Below are 17,747 nucleotides of genomic sequence, written 5' to 3'. Positions count from 1 at the left end.
GGCGGCGACGCTGGCGCCCCCAGTCTTCCAGCCGGGGCGTACACCCGGGCCCCTCGACGGCGCGGCTGAAGCCGGCTTGCCGGGGGCGCCGGCACCAGTCGGCGCCGTGTGGCGTATTGCGGCCTTGCCCGAGAATGCCCGCACAACGGCCGGCGAACCCGGCCGGTCCAGAGTCTGCGTTCTGATGTCCAGGCCACCACGCGCCGATCCCGTTGACACGGCACCGGCGGCGATGCATCGACCGGCACCGAGCGGTCAGCGGCGCTCCACCGCGGCCATCACCACGTCGAACGGGGCCGCGGCGGCTCTTGCGGCGGCGTCGCGGTCCGCGGCCTCGCGGGCGGCGGGGTCCGTCCACAGGGTGCCCTCGGCGGCCATCGCGGCCCTCGCCGCGTCGGCGCCGGCCTGCCAGGCCGCCTCCTCCGCGGCGGCGCGGACCAGGCTCGACGGGCGTGCGCCGACCGGGACGCGCGGGGGGTCGGCGAGCAGGTTGCCCGGCGGGACGAGGACGACCGGCAGGCCGCTGCCCAGCACGGCGGCCTCGCGGCGGGCCTCGAAGGCCGGGGACTCGTCCACGGCGGCGCCGTAGACGGCGGCGGTGCGGGCGGCGATAGCGTGCCAGGAGTGGCGTTCGCGGACCATCAGGCGGGCGCGGGAGGCGAGGGTCTGGGCGAACATCGGGTCCTGCAGGAGGGCGCCGACGGCGTCGGCCAGGCCGTCGGGGTCGCCGGCGGGGAAGCGGATGCCGGTGACGCCGTGCTCGACGATCGAGGCCAGGCCGCCGGTGGAGGCGACCACGAGGGCGGCGCCCGAGGCGGCGGCCTCCAGGGCGACGGTGCCGGTCGGCTCGTAGCGGCTCGGCATGACGAAGGCGTCCGCGGCGGCCAGGACGGCGGCGAGGGTGCGCTGGTCGAGGGTGCCGGGGAAGGAGACCGCGCGGTGCAGTTTGAGGCGGCGGGCCTCCTCGATGAGGGTGCCGCGGTAGTCGCCGTCGCCGACGACGACGGCCCGGGTGCCGGGGTGGCGCTCGCGGATCGCGGGCATGGCGGCGAGGAGGTCCTGCACGCCCTTCTCGGCGATCAGGCGGCCGGCGTAGACGAGCAGCGGGCCCTCGCCGGCGAAGCGCAGGCGCGCGGAGAGCACGGCGCGGGGTTCGGCGGTCCAGACGTCCGGGTCGATGCCGTTGGGCACGACGTCGACGCGCTCGGCGGGGACGTCGAAGAGGTGCTGGACCTCCCAGCGCAGGTACTCGGTCGGCACGATGACGCGGCACGCTTCCGAGCCCAGCCACCACTCCACCGAGTGCACGGAGCGGCTCGTCTCGCCCGGCAGGTAGCCCTGGTGCCGGCCCGCCTCCGTGGCCTGCAGGGTGGCGACGATGGGGATGCCGAAGTGCTCCTTGAGCGTGACGGCGGCGTGCGTGACCAGCCAGTCGTGGGCGTGGATCACCTCGTAGCCCGGGGCGGGGGCGGAGCGGACGGCGGCCTCGGCCAGCAGGTGGTTGACGGCCATGGTGTGGCCGAGGTCGGTGTCGTCGAACGGCGGCAGCGCGCAGGCCCGGACCACCCGGACGCCGCCGAACGTCTCGATCGCGGGCGCGCCGGGGTGGTGCCGGCTGACGACCGTGACGTCGTGGCCACCCGCGACGAGGGCCGCCGACAATGCGGCGATCCGGCCCGGGCGGGCGGCTAATGCTTCACTCGACGGAAAATCCCAGGCGATCATCAATACGCGCATAGCGGATACCTCTCGTCGCCGACTGTCACCGTAGCGCGTTCCGACCCGTTCGCGGACGGGCTTCGCGGGCCAATTTCTTTTTTTCCGTTCCCTGCAAGTTGCAGTTTTGCCTGATCACCGCGTGTGCGTGCAGTACCGCGGCGACCGAGCGGGCCGAGAACGGCGCCCCGGTCGGGCGGTGTGGTGCGTCACCCTCCGCGATCTCGCTCACCGACCCGAGACCGCACTCGCTCAAATGTGCCTCAACGGCGCTCAGCAGCGCGTCAACCGGACGGTCGGCGGCGCGCAGCGTGTCGGCGTACGGCCCGAACCACCACGGCCACGCCGTCCCCTGGTGGTACGCGGTGTCCCGGGCGGACACGCCGCCGCGGTGGGCGCCGCAGTACCCGTACTCGTCGGTCGGAAGCGTCCGCAGCCCGAACGGCGTGAGCAGCTCGGCGCCGACGGCCCGCAGCACGTTGTCGCGCAGCTGCGCCTCGTCGGCGGCGGGGGCGTACGGCAGGCTGAACGCCAGCAGCTGGTTGGGGCGCAGCACCGAGTCGTCGTGCACCCCGCTGCCGCCCTTCGGGTAGGGCGCGGGGCCGGCGTCGACGACGTCGAACAGCCAGCCGTCGGGGGCCCGGAAGCGCTTGACGAACTGGGCCCGGACCGCGTCGCGGCGCGCGTGGACGACGGAGGCGTCCCGGCCGCACCGCTCCCGCAGCGCGGCGAGGGCGCCGAGCGCGTTGGCCCACAGGGCGTTGAGCTCCACCGGCTTCCCGTCGCGCGGAGTCAGGGGGCCCTGGGGCAGCCGCGCGTTCATCCACGTGACGCCGGCGTGGTCGGCGTCGAGCGCGAGCAGGCCGTCGAGGGGGTCCACGGTCACGCCGTCGCGGGTGCCCTTGGTGTACGCCGCGACGACCCCCTCGACGGCGGGCAGCAGGTCCCGGGCCAGCTGGTCGTCGCCGGTACGCACGACGTGCCGCTCGACGGCGTGGACGTACCACAGCGGCCCGTCGGCGTCGTTGAGCGTCTCCTCCCGCATCCGCACGCCCAGCCCGGCGTGCGCCTGCAGCAGCCGGCGACCCTCGGCGTGGCGGCCGGTGTGCAGGAACAGGCCCTCGTAGGCGGTCATCGTGTCGCGCAGGTAGCTACCGAACCACGGATACCCGGCGATGACCGCGGGCGTCCCCTCATCCGAGACGATGAACTGGTCGGCGGCCAGGGCGAGCAGCCGTTCGGCGGTGCTGCGGGCGCCGGCCTGGCGCACCAGCCTGCAGGCGCGGCGGCGGGCCGCGTCGACGATCGCGGGGCCGGGCGGCAGCGGCAGATCGAAATCGCTGGAGGTCGCGGTGACGGTGAGCGTATCGCCGGGGCGCAGGATGCCCTCGAACGTGCCGGCGGCCCAGAGGTCCTCGACGGGGTTGAGCCCGCGGGCGGCCTCCTCGCGGTGGTAGGCGCCGTGGTACCACTGCCCGATCGGCTTCCAGCCGGGCCCGTCGAGTCGGTAGGCCCCGCCTTCCAGGACGGTGCCGTCCATGGCGAGGCCGGGACCGTCGTGGGAACGCTCCGAATCCGCGTCCCGCCAGGTGCACAGCGCCGTCAGCGCGAGGCGGACCGAGGCACCGGGCGGCGCGGCGACGAGCCGGTGCACGACCGCCACCGCGTTGCGACCGAAGGGCATCGCGATCTCGCGCTCCAGGACGTACTCGCCGATCCGCCAGCGCCAGCGCGGCACCGATTCGGTGACGTCGAACGATTCCAGGAGATGGTGTCCGGCCGGGTCCAGTGCGCCGGAAACCCACTCGTGCACGGCGAGGCGGGCGTCGGGGCGGCCGGGGATGCTCAGCACCGGGTCGAGGGCGGCGAGCGCGACGCGGCGCTGCGGCGTGACGAGCAGCGCGTGGTAGCGGCGGGTGCGCAGGCCCGCGATCGTGCCGGTCGCGTATCCCCCGAGGCCGTCGGTCACCAGCCATTCGGACTCGAACCCTGCCGGCGTGCCACAGGCATGCGGGCCGAAGGTCATCACCGATCCCGGGGGCATGTGCCCAACTATGATCCGTTCCCCCTCGCTCGAAACGCGCGCCACGGCTGAATTCGCCTGAGGTTCATCCTGAAACTCTGTCGGTAATCCGACCGCAGGCCGGGCACGATTCATTATTGAGCGCGCTGGGCATATGCCAGCCAGCTTCACGCGTACCCGTGCGTGAACTTTCGACGCACGTAACACTGTGGCGACGGGGACTGCAGTGAAGCCGCGGTGCCGAGCGACAGAGCAGGAGCGAGCATGCAGGTCTGGCCGGGCAACCGGTACCCGCTGGGGGCGACCTACGACGGGCAGGGGACCAACTTCGCCATCTTCAGCGAGGTGGCCGAATCGGTGGAGCTGTGCCTCTTCGACGACCGGGAGAACGAGGAGCGTATCCGGCTGGTCGAGGTCGACGCGTTCGTGTGGCACGCGTACCTGCCGGGTGTCGAGCCGGGGCAGCGCTACGGCTTCCGCGTCGACGGGCCGTACGACCCCGCCCGGGGGCTGCGGTGCAACCCGCACAAGCTGCTGCTGGACCCGTACGCCAAGGCGATCGACGGCGACATCAACTGGGATCCCGCGGTCTACGGGTACGACTTCAACGACCCCGAGCAGATGTCGACGGCCGACTCGGCGCCGTTCATGCCGAAGGCGGTCGTCGTGAACCCGTACTTCGACTGGGCCAACGACGCCGCCCCGCGCGTGCCGTACCACCACACCGTGGTCTACGAGGCGCACGTGAAGGGCCTGACCATGCGCCACCCGGACGTGCCCGATGAGCTGCGCGGCACGTACGCCGGCATCGGCCACCCGGCGATCGTCGAGCACCTCAAGCGCCTGGGCATCACGGCCCTGGAGTTGCTGCCGGTGCACCACTTCGTGCACGACCAGCGCCTCGTCGAGCTCGGGCTGTCGAACTACTGGGGCTACAACACGATCGGCTTCTTCGCCCCGTACCACGGCTACGCCCGCCGGCACCGCGGCCAGCAGGTGCAGGAGTTCCGCGGCATGGTCAAGGCGCTGCACGCGGCTGGCATCGAGGTCATCCTCGACGTGGTCTACAACCACACGGCCGAAGGCAACCATCTCGGACCGACGCTGAGCTTCCGCGGCCTGGACAACGGCCACTACTACAAGCTCGACGACGAGGACAACCGGTACTACACCGACTATACGGGCACCGGCAACAGCCTCAACGTGCGCAACCCGCACTCGCTGCAGCTGGTGATGGACTCGCTGCGCTACTGGGTCACGGAGATGCGCGTCGACGGGTTCCGCTTCGACCTCGCCTCCACTCTCGCGCGGGAGTTCTACGAGGTGGACCGCCTGTCCACCTTCTTCGAGGTGGTACAGCAGGATCCGGTCGTCAACCAGGTGAAGCTGATCGCCGAGCCCTGGGACGTCGGCCCCGGCGGCTACCAGGTCGGCAACTTCCCGCCGCTGTGGACGGAGTGGAACGGCCGCTTCCGCGACACCGTGCGCGACTTCTGGCGCGGCGAGCCGGCGACACTGGGCGAGTTCGCCTCGCGCATCTGCGGCTCCGCCGACCTCTACCAGGACGACGGCCGCCGCCCGTTCGCCAGCATCAACTTCGTCACCTGTCACGACGGCTTCACGCTCAACGACCTCGTGTCCTACAACGACAAGCACAACGAGGCCAACACCGAGCAGAACCGCGACGGGGAGAGCTACAACCGCTCCTGGAACTGCGGGGTCGAGGGCCCGACCGACGATCGGGCGATCAACTCGCTGCGGGCCAAGCAGCGGCGCAACTTCATCACCACGCTGATGCTCTCGCAGGGCGTGCCGATGATCTGCGCCGGCGACGAGCTGGGGCGCACCCAGGGCGGCAACAACAACGCCTACTGCCAGGACAACGAGATCAGCTGGGTCGACTGGCAGACCGTCGACGAGCAGCTGCTCGCGTTCGCGCGGGGGCTGGCGCTGTTCCGGGAGCGGCACCGGGTGTTCCGCCGGCGCCGGTTCTTCACCGGCCGGCCGGTCGCCCGCGCCGAGGGCACGCCGATCCCGGACGTGGCCTGGTTCGCCACCGACGGGCGGCAGATGACCGAGGAGGACTGGGACAACCACTTCGGCAAGGCGCTGATGCTGTTCGTCAACGGCGAGTCCATCACCGAGCGCGGCTCGCACGGCGAGCGGCACGTCGACGACTCGTTCCTGCTGTGCTTCAACGCCCACTCCGAGCCGCTGGACTTCGTGATCCCGCAGCAGGAGTACGGCAAGGAATGGGAGCTGGTGATCGCGACCTCCACCGGCCCGGCCCGCGACGGCGTCTCCTACACCGCCGGCGGGACGATCACGGTGCCGGACCGCTCCCTCGTCGTGCTGGACCGCACGGTATGACGAGCCCCTCGAGCACCTACCGGGTGCAGGTCCGCCCGGACTTCGACCTGGACACGACCGCCGGGCTGGCGCAGTACCTGCGCGACCTCGGCGCGAGCCACCTGTACTCGGCGCCGCTGCTGGCCGCGACGCCCGGCTCGCCGCACGGCTACGACGTCGTCGACCCGCGGGTGGTCAGCCCGCAGCTGGGCGGCGCGGCGGCCCTCGACCGGCTCGTGGCGGCGCTGCGCGCGCAGGGCCTCGGCCTCGTCGCCGACATCGTGCCCAACCACATGGGGCTGTTCCAGCCGGCCGCCAACCCGATGTGGTGGGACGTGCTCAAGCACGGCCGCGGCAGCCGGTATGCCGGCTGGTTCGACATCGACTGGGAGACGGGCCCGCTCGTCGTGCCCGTGCTCGGCTCGCCGTCGCTGGACGACCTACGCGTCGACGGGGACGAGCTGCGGTACTTCGAGCACCGCTTCCCGATCGCGGAGGGTACCGGCGAGGGCACGCCCCAGCAGGTCCACGGGCGGCAGCACTACCGCCTGGTCCACTGGCGCGAGGGCAACGAGCGGCTCAACTACCGGCGGTTCTTCGCCGTCACCGAGCTCGCGGGCGTGCGCGTCGAGGACCCGGCGGTCTTCGCGGCCACGCACGCGGAGATCCTGCGCTGGGTGCGCGAGGGCCTGGTCGACGGCATCCGGGTCGACCACCCCGACGGGCTGCGCGACCCCGGCGGCTACCTCGCGCGGCTGCGCGCGGCCGCGCCGGACACGTGGCTGGTGGTGGAGAAGATCCTGGAGCGCGGCGAGCCGCTGCCGCCGCAGTGGCCGGTCGACGGCACCACCGGCTACGACGCTCTGGCCGAGGTGTGCGGCCTGTTCATCGACCCGGCGTCGCCGCCGGCGCCCGAGACGCCGTGGGACGACGAGGCCCACGAGCGGAAGCTGGACGTGATGGGCCGCCTGTTCCCGGCGGAGCTGCACCGCCTGGCCCGCCTGATCGGCCCGGCGGGCTCGGCCGGCGAGGACGACGTCGAGGACGCGCTGTCCCAGCTGGCGGCGAATTTCGATATATATCGAACATATCTGCCCTACGGCCGCGAGGTCTTCGACGAGGCCGCGCGCCGGGCCCGGGAGCAGCGTCCCGACCTGGCCGGCGCGATCGAAGCGCTCGCCCCGCGGCTCACGGACCAAGACGACGAGCTGTGCCTGCGCTTCCAGCAGCTCACCGGCGCCGTCATGGCCAAGGGCGTGGAGGACACCGCGATGTACCGCTGGAACCGGTTCATCGCCCTGAACGAGGTCGGCGGCGACCCGTCGCGCTTCGGCGTCGAGCCGGATGAGTTCCACGAGGCCGCCGCGCGCCGCCACCGGGAGTGGCCGGCCGGCATGACCACCCTGTCCACGCACGACACGAAGCGCGGCGAGGACGTGCGGGCCCGCCTGGCGGTGCTCAGCGAGATCACCGCCGAGTGGGCCGCGGTCCAGCAGGGCTGGCGCGCGGTCGCCCCGCTGAGCGACTCGTCGTTCGAGGAGCTGTTCTGGCAGACCCTCGTGGGCGCCTGGCCCGTCGAGCAGGAGCGGCTGCGGCGGTACTTCACCAAGGCCGCCCGCGAGGCGAACCGCTCCACGTCGTGGGACGCGCCGGACGCGGCGTTCGAGGACGCCGTGGAGGCGACCCTGGCGCGGGTCTTCGCCGACGAGGAGCTGCGCGAGGAGGTGGCGGCGTTCGCGGCCCGGATCACGCCGTTCGGCTGGAGCAACTCGCTGGGCCAGAAGCTGGTGCAGCTGACCATGCCCGGCGTCCCCGACGTGTACCAGGGCACCGAGCTGTGGGAGAACTCCCTGGTCGACCCGGACAACCGCCGCCCCGTCGACTTCGCCGAGCGCCGCGACCTGCTCGCCGCGCTCGACGCGGCGGTGCCGCCGGCCGGTGGGGCCGGGTCGGCGCTGCCGCCGGTGGACGTCTCCGGCGCGGCGAAGCTGCTCGTCGTCAGCCGCGCGTTGCGGCTGCGCCGGGACCGGCCGGAGCTGTTCGGCGGCTACCGGCCGGTGGCCGCGGTCGGCTCGGCCGAGCGGCACGCGGTGGCGTTCGACCGGGGCGGGGCGCTGACCGTCGTCACCCGGCTGCCGGTCGGGCTGGCGGCCGGTGGCGGCTGGGGCGACACCGAGCTGAAACTGCCCGGCGGCGGGTGGACCGACGCCTGGGCCGACACCTGGACCGACGCGCTGACCGGGCGCGCGGTGGCGTCCCCGGCGCTCGGCGACGTGCTCGCCACCTATCCGGTCGCGCTGCTGGTGAGGGGCTGAGATGGAGTTTCGCGTCTGGGCGCCGTCCGCGCGCCGGGTCGTGCTGCACAGCGGTACCGAGGCCATCCCCATGACGGCCGAGGGCCAGTGGTGGGTGGCCGAGCACGCCGCCGCGGGCCACGGCACCGATTACGGCTTCTCCCTCGACGATGACGAGCAGGTGCTGCCCGACCCGCGCTCGCGCCGGCAGCCGGACGGGGTACACGGGCGCAGCCGCGTCTACGAGCACGACCGCTACGCGTGGGGCGACGCCGGCTGGACCGGCCGGCAGCTGTCCGGCAGCGTGATCTACGAGCTGCACGTCGGCACGTTCACCCCGGCCGGGACGTTCGACGGGGCGATCGAGCGGCTGCCGTACCTGAAGGATCTCGGCGTCGACCTGGTCGAGCTGCTGCCGGTGAACGCCTTCAACGGCGAGTACAACTGGGGCTACGACGGCGTGGGCTGGCACGCGGTGCAGGAGAGCTACGGCGGCCCCGACGGCCTGAAGCGCTTCGTGGACGCCGCGCACCGGGCCGGCCTCGGGGTGATCATCGACGCCGTCTACAACCACTTCGGCCCGTCCGGGGCATACGCGCCGCGCTTCGGCCCGTACCTGTCGGCGGGCGCGAACACGTGGGGCCGCTCGCTCAACCTCGACGAGGCCGACTCGGGCGAGGTGCGCCGGTTCATCATCGACAGCGCGCTGCAGTGGCTGCGCGACTACCACGCCGACGGGCTGCGCCTCGACGCCGTGCACGCGCTCGTCGACCGGGGCGCGACGCACCTGCTGGAGGAGCTCGCGGTCGAGGTCGGCGCGCTGGCATGCGCGGTGGGCCGGCCGCTGTCGCTGATCGCCGAGTCCGACCTCAACGACGCCCGGCTGATCACCGCGCGGGAGGGCGGCGGCTACGGGCTGGACGCCCAGTGGGACGACGACGTCCACCACGCGCTGCACGCGATGCTGACCGGCGAGCGGCAGGGGTACTACGGCGACTTCGGGTCCCCGGAGTGCTTCAAGACCGTGTGGGAGTCGGCGTTCTTCCACGCCGGCACCTGGTCGTCGTTCCGCCGCCGGGTGCACGGCCGCCCGGTCGACCGGGAGCGCATCCCCGGCCACCGGTTCGTGGTGTGCCTGCAGAACCACGACCAGGTCGGCAACCGGGCGAGGGGGGACCGGCTCACCGCGACGCTGTCGCCGGGCCTGCTGCGCGTCGGCGCGACGCTGCTGCTGACCTCGCCGTTCACGCCGATGCTGTTCATGGGCGAGGAGTTCGGCGCCCGCACCCCGTGGCAGTTCTTCACCAGCCACCCGGAGCCGGCGCTCGCGGCGGCGGTCGGCGAGGGCCGGCGGGAGGAGTTCGCCGCGCACGGCTGGCCGCCGGGGGACGTGCCCGACCCGCAGGACCCGGAGACGTACGCCCGCTCGCACCTGGACTGGGCGGCGATGGACACCGACATGCTGGCGCTCTACCGGCGGCTCATCGCGCTGCGCAAGCGGCTGCCGGGCCTGTCCGACCCGCGGCTGGACCGGGTGCACGTCGCCCACGACGACGGGGTGCTGCTCATCCGCCGCGGCGAGCGGACCGTGGTGGCCAACCTGACCCCCGACCCGCGCACCGTGCCGCTGCGGGCCGAGCGCCTGCTGTTCGCCACGGACGAGTCGGCGCTGCTGCAGTCGGGCCTGCTCACGCTGCCCGGGGAGTCGGCCGCGATCCTGTGACGACCCGGCTCGCTTGACTGTGAGCCCCGTGAGCTGCTTAGCTAACCAAGAGGTTAGATAACCACCTGGTTAGGTAGCCATGAGTGATGATCGACTGAGCGTGACGTTCGCGGCGCTCGCGGACCCCACCCGGCGCGCCATCCTGGCCCGGCTGGCCGAGGGCGAGGCGACGGTGAAGGAGCTGTCCGCGCCGTTCGCGATGAGCGGGCCGGCGATCTCCAAGCACCTGCGGGTGCTGGAGCAGGCCGGGCTCATCTCCCGGGGCCGGGACGCGCAGTGGCGGCCGTGCCGGCTGGAGGCTGCGCCCCTGCGCGAGGTCGCCGCGTTCGCCGCGGAGTACCAGCGCTTCTGGGACTCCAGTTATGCGCGCCTGGACGCGTATCTGCAGTTCGTTCAGGACGGTTTACACCACGAGGGGACGGAGGCACGAGATGAGCGATGAGCTGGGCGTGACCGGGTTCGAGCTGGACGGCGAGGCCGGGGTGCGCATCACCCGGGTCGTGGCCGCCCCGCGGGACCTGGTGTTCGACGTGCACACGAGCCCGCGGCACCTGCCGAACTGGATGGTCGGCCCGCCCGGCTGGACGATGCCGGTCTGCGAGATCGACCTGCGCCCCGGCGGCGCGTACCGCTACGTGTGGCGGGCCGCCGACGGCGCCGAGATGACGATCGCCGGCACGTTCCAGGAGGTCGAGCCACCCGGCCGGCTCGTGAGCACCGAGGCGTGGAGCGGCGACTGGCCGGCGACCCACAACACGGTCACGTTCACCGACCTCGGCGGCCGCACCAGGATCACCACCCGGATCCGGTACGCCTCCCCCGCCGCCCGCGACGCCGCCGTGCACAGCGGGATGCGCGAGGGCATGGACGCCGGCTACGCGGGCCTGGACGCCTACCTCGCCGAGCAGGCCGGCGGGGCGTTCACGATGCGGCTGGAGCTCGTGCCGGTGCCGGTCAAGGACGTCGACGCGGCCCTGGCGTTCTACGCCGGCCGGCTCGGCTTCCACCTTGACCACGACGTGCAGCCCGGCGACGGCGCCCGGGTCACGCAGCTGACCCCGCCCGGCTCGGCGTGCTCGATCGTGCTCTACAAGGACCTGCCCGGGCTGGACCTGCCGCCGGGCACGCTGCGCGGCCTGCACCTGGTCGTCGACGACGTGCGGCGGGCCCGAGCGGCGCTGCTGGCACGCGGCGTGGACGCCGGCGAGGTGCAGGACCTCGGCGGCATCCTGTACGTGCCCTTCGCCGACCCGGACGGCAACACCTGGCTGCTGCAGGAGATCCCGCTCGGATCCGGCCGCCCGGCCGACGACGGCATCGACCGAACGGTCACTGGCTGACGGACGTCGGCGGCCGTACCGTGCGCGTGCTGACATTCACCGCCCGCCCCACGCGGGCACAGCTGCCACGGGGAGAACACGTGAGGCAGAAGCTCCACGACATGACGGCCACCGTCGCCACGCCGCTCTTCGGCCCGGGCGAGCGGGCCGAGGCCACCGGCCGCGCGCGGGTCGGCAAGGTCTCGGTCGCCCGCAACGCGGCCCTCGCCGCCGCGTCGCTGCTGCTCTCGGGCGGCACCGTCGGGGTGTACCAGCAGAAGAAGGCGTTCTACGTCCTGCTGACCAACCAGCGGCTGCTGCTGCTCGAGGCGCACTGGCTGACCGGCCGTCCGACGGCGAAGATCGTCGGCGAGATGCCGCGGCACGCGCTGTCGATCGCCGAGGTCAAGCGCGGCATCACGGCGACCGTGACCCTGGCCATCGGCGGCGAGGGGCACGGGCTGCGCCTGTCCTACCCGGCGCTGGACAAGGAGGGCGCGGACAACCTGCTCCGCGCGTTCCAGTACACGGCGGCCTGACCCCGACCGACTCCGAAGCGGCGCCATCCCCGGCCGGGGGTGGCGCCGCTTCTGCATGCCGGATCACAGTGGCGATATCTTATGAAACTCGTATTATCGGAGATGGAGAAGTTATCGAACACAGAGGAGTTGTCGTGAAGCTCACCGTCGTCGCCGCCACCGGGGGTACCGGTCGCCACATCCTGGACCAGGCCGTCGCGGCCGGCCACGACGTCACCGCGGTCGTGCGCAGCCCGCGCAAGCTCGGCGGGGCGCCCGTGCGGGTCGTCGCCGTCGACCTGGCCCGCCCCGACGCGGGGGCGCTGCGCGAGGCGGTCGCCGGCGCCGACGCGGTCCTGTCGGCGCTCGGCGCGACCAGCGCGACCGACGCGGGCGTCGCCGAGCGCGGCACCCGCGCGATCGTCGCGGCGATGGCCAACACCGGGGCGCGCCGCCTCGTGGTGCTCAGCGCGGCGCCGATCGGCACCGTGCCGTCGCCGCAGCGGCCGAACCCGCCACGGCACGACCCCGGCGACGGGTTCTTCATGCGCCACCTCGGCGCGCCCTTCGCCCGCACGAAGTTCCGCGAGCACTACGCCGACCTGGCCCGCATGGAGGACGTGGTGCGCGCCAGCGACCTGGACTGGACGATCTCCCGGCCGCCGATGTTCACCGGCAAGCCGCTGACCGGGAGCTACCGCGAGGAGTTCGACCGCAACATCCGCGGCGGCTTCTCGATCCCGCGGGCCGACGTGGCGCACCACATGCTCGCCCTCCTCGAGCGGCCCGAGACGATCGGGCACGTCATCGGGGTCGCCTCGTGACCGTGCCGTCCTCGGCCACCGTGAGCACGCCCCACGAGGTGCCGGCGACGTAGGGGTACCGGCCCGGGCGCTTGCCGCCGTCGGTCCAGGCGCCCAGCAGCGACCAGCCGGCCATCGCGCGCACGTAGTGGTCCCCGCATTCGATCTCGTTGAACGGGTTGCGGCGCGTGCCGTCGTAGCGCGCCCGCACCCCGTTCACGATCGCCAGGCCCTCGTCCACCAGGTCCTCGTAGATGCAGTGCGCGGCGACCTGGTACTCCACCCCGGTCCACACCTCGTCGCAGTAGCGCAGCGGGACCGCCGGGCGCCCGCCGTGCGGCCAGCTGCACACCACCAGGCCGGTCTCGTCGCCGTCGGCGAACTCGCGGTAGCCGTGGGGTTCGAAGGAACGCCGCAGGTTGTACCGCACGATCGAGCGCAGGGCGGCGCGCACGCGCTCGGCCGGCAGGAGGTGGCCCAGCCCGAGCTGGTGCGCCCACCATTGGCCGAGCAGCTGGTCGGACAGGCAGCCGGCGCCGAAGTCGTACGCCTCGCCGGTGGGCGGCTGGGCGTAGAACTCGCCGTTCCACAGCAGTTCGTCGTAGGCCGCGGAGGCTCGCACGAACGTGTCCTGGAATATCGATTCGAGGCCCATGATTCCCGACATTTCGTGCATGGCGCGCAGGGCGGCCAGCCACAGCGCGCCGACGAACATGTTCGGGCCGTGCAGGGAGATGTCGTAGGTGACGGGCTGGTCGCCGCGCAGCACACCGTCCCCGGACTTGTCCCACGTATCGGAAATATGCGACATGAGCCGCTGCAGGGCGGGCCAGTGCGCGCGGAGCCAGGGCTCCCCCGCGCCGTCGAGGACGCTGCGGTACGTCTTGAGCACCGCCCCGAGCATGCCGTCCAGCGCCGGGCGCACCGGCCCGCCGATCATCTCGCCGTGCAGCTGCGGCAGGTAGAGCGGCAGCACCACCCGGTGCGGGATCGACCCGTCGGCGGCCTGCACCGCGAACTCGGTCTCGCGCATGTCCCGGCCCACCGCCGGGAACAGCCGGGCGAGGGCCTGCTCGTAGTTGAGGACGTGGTTGCAGTTGAGCGGGCAGGAGCCGCCCGCGTCGCCGTTCCAGTTGCGCGTCGACTCGCCGAGCGCGCCCTCGAAGGCGTAGGTGCGCCCGTCCGCGGTACGGAACACGCTCGGCGATCGCACGAGCGTCCCCTGCGCGGCGATCACCTCGCGCAGCGGCTCCGGCAGGTCGCTGTCCGCGACCGCGTCGGCCCACGCGCGCGACTGCGCGTCGAGCCGCTCCCGGTCGGCCAGGTACGCGTCGAGCACGTCGAGCGCCCCGCCGAACCGGGTCGCGTAGTGGTTGCCGACCCAGAACCGGGTCGGACCGTACGTGTGCTGCGGGCCGAAGCGGTCGAAGTCGGCGTACCGGTTGGGGAACCACCAGGCGTGCACGATGTCGATCGTCGTGCTCTGCCCCGGCTCGAGGGCGAACGCGGCGGCGACCCCGGCGTCCCAGGTGTGCCCGGCCGGGCTCGGCCCGGTCGGGGCGCGCATCGGCGAGGCCCCGGAGGCGAGGGCGGCCCGCAGCGCGGCGTCGGAGTAGTCGCCGAGCTGTGTCGGCGCGACCAGCCGCGCGGTCTCCACGAACCGCAGCAGCGCGGCCGCGTCCAGGGCCCGGGGCAGCACCGCGGCCGGCGCGTCGGTCCACAGCAGCAGCTCGCCGGCGGCCGGGTCGTCCTCGGCCAGCCCGGGGTGGTCCATGAGCACGCCGCTCTGCCCCGGCCGGCGCAGCAGCCGGTTGACGTTGCCCCCGTAGCCGGCCCCGCGGGTGCCGCGGATCGGCGTGACCCCGTCCCAGCCGGCCGCGTTCTGCAGCGTGCCGAGCAGGAACCCGTGCCGGAACTCGGCGCTGGAGTTGGTGATCGTGAACCGGTACCGCACCAGCGGCAGCGAACTGGCGTCAGCGTCTAGCGGCACGAACGGCGTGTGCGCCTCCAGTGACACCGCGACGGGCAACTCCGGATCGAGATAGGAGACCCGCGCGAACGGATAGCCGGCCTCGAAGGCGGTCTCCGCCACGAACGGCCAGAGCGGCGCCCCGAAGTCGTCCACCGGCGGCGCGTCGGGAACTTCGCCGTCGGAGACGTTGGCGGCGGGCCGCGGGTGCGGCACGATGGGCGCGGCCCGCAGCAGCCGCACAACGTCGGCGGGAGGCTCGAGCGACGAGACCCGCAGCGCGAAGAAGCTGTCCGGCAGCAGCCCTCGATGGTTCGGTACCCCGGAAAGCTGCCACTGCCGCAACGCCCCGTCCCCGCAGAGCGCGACGTGCCCGGCCCCGAGCCCGCCGAGCGGAAACGCCACGGCACGCCGAGCACCCCCGGTGTACACCCCCACGCCAACCTCCAACGAGCCCATGAAATCGATTTCACGCAAGCTAGATCACCCCTCCACAACTGTCAAGCCACCACCCCACCCCCACGACAACGCCGCCGGCTGCGCCGAAGGCGCCCACAAGAAACCGCAATGCGCCTGGTTACAGTTCCTCATGGCCACGATCTACGAGGTAGCGGCGCTCGCCGGGGTTTCGCCTGCGACGGTCTCGCGCGTCTTCAACGGGCTCACCGTCTCGCCGGAGAAGCAGCGGGCCGTGCGCGACGCCGCCACCAAGCTGGCCTTCACGCCCAACAAGACCGCCCGCCGGCTGCGCAAGCAGAGCTCCGAGGTCGTCGCCCTGCTCATCCCCGACATCGAGAACCCGTTCTTCACCGCCCTCGCGCGCGGTGTGGAGGACCGCGCGCAAGCCTCGGGCTTCTCGGTGGTGCTGTGCAACACCGACGACGACCCGGGCAAGGAGCTGCGCTACCTGCAGATCGCCGCGTCCGAGCAGATGGCCGGCGTGATCCTCGCGCCCGCCTCCGACGAGGCCGACCTCGGCGCGATCGCCTCGCTCGGGCGGCCGGTGGTGGCCGTGGACCGCACCACGCCCTACCCGGTCGACGCGGTCAAGGTGGACAACCGGGCCGCCGGCATCGCGGCCACGACGGCGCTGTTCGACGCCGGGTATAAGCGCATCGCCTGCATCGCCGGGCCGGTCGGCATCGAGGCGACCGAGGACCGGTTCCTCGGCTGGCGGCAGGTCATGACCGCGCGCCGGGCCGCCTGGCCCGAGGAGTACCTGCAGCACGCGAACTTCCGCACCGACGGCGGGCACGCGGCCATGCGGGCGCTGCTCGCCCTGCCCGAGCCGCCCGACGCCGTGCTGACCACGAACAACCTCATGGGCGTCGGGGCGCTGCAGGCGATCGTCGAGGCGGACGTCGACCCGGCCCGCTACGGCCTGGCGGTGGTCGGCGAGCTGCCGTTCATGTTCCTGACGCCGCCCGCCGTGGTGCAGGTGCGCCTGCCCGCCCGCCACCTGGGCACGACCGCGGCCACGATGCTGCTCGAGCGCATCGCCGGCGACGCCCAGCCGCCCCGGACGGTCGTGCTGCGCGCCGACCTGGCCCCCTCGCTGTAATCGATACCAGACCATAAGTTGCCTGATCAGGTGCGATGCATCAGCCCTGGGGTGAGGTTCTTGACGAAATCGATTTCTTGGTCTTCACTGTGCCCCACACCGCACCGCCTCCCAACCGCCTCCCAAACCGAGAGGGACGCAGGCATATGAACACCCCGTTACGAAAGATCGCGCTGTGGTGCGCCACCGCCGCGCTGGCGGCCTCCGGACTCGCGGGCTGCTCCAGCGACTCCGGCGGCGGCGCCTCCGGCGACAAGACGCTCGAGATCGCGTACTGGAACTACGGCCCGGCCGCCGAGAGCGGCAACAAGGCCACGGCCGACGCCTTCATGGCCGCGCACGACGGCGTCAAGGTGACGCTCACCCCCGTCAGCGGCGAGAACTGGGGCACGTACTACGCGAACGTCGCGACGCTCATCGCCTCCGGCAAACACCCCGACCTCATGGTCATCTCCGGCGAGGGCGCCCAGTTCGTGCACGCCAACAACCTGGTGCTGCCGATCAACAAGTACCTCGACAAGGACGCCGACGCGAAGACGCTCACCGGTGACATCGCCAAGGGCCTCATCGACGGCTTCACGGTCAAGGGCGACATCGTCACCCTGACGTACGGCTGGAACGACATGGTCGTCTACTACAACACCGACGTGTTCAAGAAGGCCGGCGTCGAGCCGCCCAAGCCCGACTGGACCTGGGAGGACTTCAAGGCGACGGCGAAGAAGCTCACCGCCGACACCAACGGCGACGGCAAGCCCGACCAGTACGGCTTCACCTGGGCCAGCAACGAGATCTTCCCCGGCATCATGCCCTGGGTCGCCAACGCCGGCGGCAACCTGACCAGCGACGACGTCTGCAAGGCCACCGCCGACACGCCCCAGGTGGCCAAGGCCGTGCAGTTCCTGCGCGACCTCATCACCGAGAACATCGCCCCCGCCCCGATGCCGATGAGCGACGTGTTCACCCGCTTCCAGAACGGCCAGGTCGCCATGTTCGGCGCGGGCCGCTGGCCGATCGCGACGTTCCTGCCGGCCGGGTTCAAGGCCTTCGACATCCAGCTGTACCCCAAGGGCGACACCTACAAGACCGTCTTCGGCGGCGCCGGCTACCCGATCCTCAAGTCGTCGAAGAACCCGGACCTCGCCTGGGAATACCAGAAGTTCACGGTGAGCACCGACATCGAGAAGCAGTACGTCGGCACCCCCGAGAAGCCGGGCGACTCGATCCCGTCGCGCCGCTCGCTCGCCCAGACGATCTCCAAGGTCGGCGTGCCGCCCGCCAACTCCGACCTGTTCTACGACAGCATCGACAAGTACCCGACCCTGGTGCCCTACCCCGCGCCGGCGAAGTACAGCACCTTCGAGTCGACCGTCCTGCGCCACCTTCAGCTGATCTTTGCGGGCGAGTCGTCCGTCCAGGACGGCCTCAAGAACATGCAGAGTGAACTGAGCAGCATCGTCACCTGCTGAAAACAG

Annotated in this window: 12 protein-coding genes; 9 read left to right on the top strand and 3 right to left on the bottom strand. The window is 72.4% G+C overall.

Annotated features, from left to right (window positions below):
- Nucleotides 1–255 precede the first annotated feature (255 nt).
- Both ACGFI8_RS28735 and ACGFI8_RS28730 read right to left on the bottom strand, forming a co-directional pair.
- On the bottom strand, nucleotides 256–1,737 hold the full coding sequence (locus tag ACGFI8_RS28735) for a glycosyltransferase family 4 protein (RefSeq protein WP_392809564.1): 1,482 nt from the start codon (nucleotides 1,735–1,737) through the stop codon (nucleotides 256–258).
- A 25-nt stretch (nucleotides 1,738–1,762) separates the two neighbouring features.
- Nucleotides 1,763–3,760, bottom strand: a complete 1,998-nt coding sequence (locus tag ACGFI8_RS28730; protein WP_392809562.1) for an amylo-alpha-1,6-glucosidase — start codon at nucleotides 3,758–3,760, stop codon at nucleotides 1,763–1,765.
- Nucleotides 3,761–4,003: 243 nt separating this feature from the next.
- On the opposite strand from ACGFI8_RS28730, the gene glgX reads away from it, so the two are divergent.
- From glgX to ACGFI8_RS28695, 7 genes are all read left to right on the top strand, one after another.
- Nucleotides 4,004–6,109 carry a glycogen debranching protein GlgX gene (gene glgX / locus ACGFI8_RS28725; protein ID WP_392809560.1) on the top strand — a complete coding sequence of 702 codons (2,106 nt, stop codon included), beginning with the start codon at nucleotides 4,004–4,006 and terminating at the stop codon, nucleotides 6,107–6,109.
- Nucleotides 6,106–8,403 (top strand): malto-oligosyltrehalose synthase, encoded by a 2,298-nt coding sequence (gene treY, locus ACGFI8_RS28720; protein WP_392809558.1) that lies wholly within the window; start codon nucleotides 6,106–6,108, stop codon nucleotides 8,401–8,403. The genes glgX and treY overlap by 4 nt, the downstream gene beginning before the upstream one ends.
- Nucleotide 8,404: 1 nt before the next feature.
- Nucleotides 8,405–10,105, top strand: a complete 1,701-nt coding sequence (treZ, locus tag ACGFI8_RS28715) for a malto-oligosyltrehalose trehalohydrolase (protein WP_392809557.1) — start codon at nucleotides 8,405–8,407, stop codon at nucleotides 10,103–10,105.
- A 79-nt stretch (nucleotides 10,106–10,184) separates the two neighbouring features.
- Complete coding sequence (locus tag ACGFI8_RS28710) at nucleotides 10,185–10,547, top strand: ArsR/SmtB family transcription factor (protein ID WP_392809555.1); 363 nt, start codon at nucleotides 10,185–10,187, stop codon at nucleotides 10,545–10,547.
- Nucleotides 10,537–11,445: an SRPBCC domain-containing protein gene (locus ACGFI8_RS28705; protein WP_392809553.1), complete on the top strand. Its 909-nt coding sequence runs from the start codon at nucleotides 10,537–10,539 to the stop codon at nucleotides 11,443–11,445. Before ACGFI8_RS28710 ends, ACGFI8_RS28705 begins: the two co-directional genes overlap by 11 nt.
- A gap of 80 nt (nucleotides 11,446–11,525) precedes the next feature.
- Entirely contained in the window at nucleotides 11,526–11,963 is a 438-nt protein-coding gene (locus ACGFI8_RS28700; RefSeq protein WP_392809551.1) for a hypothetical protein, read from the top strand.
- 134 nt (nucleotides 11,964–12,097) lie between these two features.
- Nucleotides 12,098–12,766, top strand: a complete 669-nt coding sequence (locus ACGFI8_RS28695; RefSeq protein ID WP_392809549.1) for an NAD(P)-dependent oxidoreductase — start codon at nucleotides 12,098–12,100, stop codon at nucleotides 12,764–12,766.
- Here the strand turns inward: ACGFI8_RS28695 and ACGFI8_RS28690 are convergent.
- Entirely contained in the window at nucleotides 12,747–15,191 is a 2,445-nt protein-coding gene (locus ACGFI8_RS28690; protein ID WP_392809547.1) for a GH116 family glycosyl hydrolase, read from the bottom strand. The genes ACGFI8_RS28695 and ACGFI8_RS28690 overlap by 20 nt on opposite strands.
- 112 nt (nucleotides 15,192–15,303) lie before the next feature.
- Between ACGFI8_RS28690 and ACGFI8_RS28685 the strand changes: the two genes are divergently transcribed.
- On the top strand, nucleotides 15,304–16,275 hold the full coding sequence (locus ACGFI8_RS28685; RefSeq protein ID WP_392809546.1) for a LacI family DNA-binding transcriptional regulator: 972 nt from the start codon (nucleotides 15,304–15,306) through the stop codon (nucleotides 16,273–16,275).
- A 146-nt stretch (nucleotides 16,276–16,421) separates the two neighbouring features.
- Complete coding sequence (locus ACGFI8_RS28680) at nucleotides 16,422–17,741, top strand: ABC transporter substrate-binding protein (RefSeq protein ID WP_392809544.1); 1,320 nt, start codon at nucleotides 16,422–16,424, stop codon at nucleotides 17,739–17,741.
- Nucleotides 17,742–17,747 lie beyond the last annotated feature (6 nt).

Origin of the sequence: Dactylosporangium sp. NPDC048998 (genome assembly GCF_043197855.1) — a bacterium.
Lineage (GTDB): Bacteria > Actinomycetota > Actinomycetes > Mycobacteriales > Micromonosporaceae > Dactylosporangium.
Note: the sequence above shows the minus strand (reverse complement) of the source record. Positions and strands in the feature narration are given on the sequence as shown.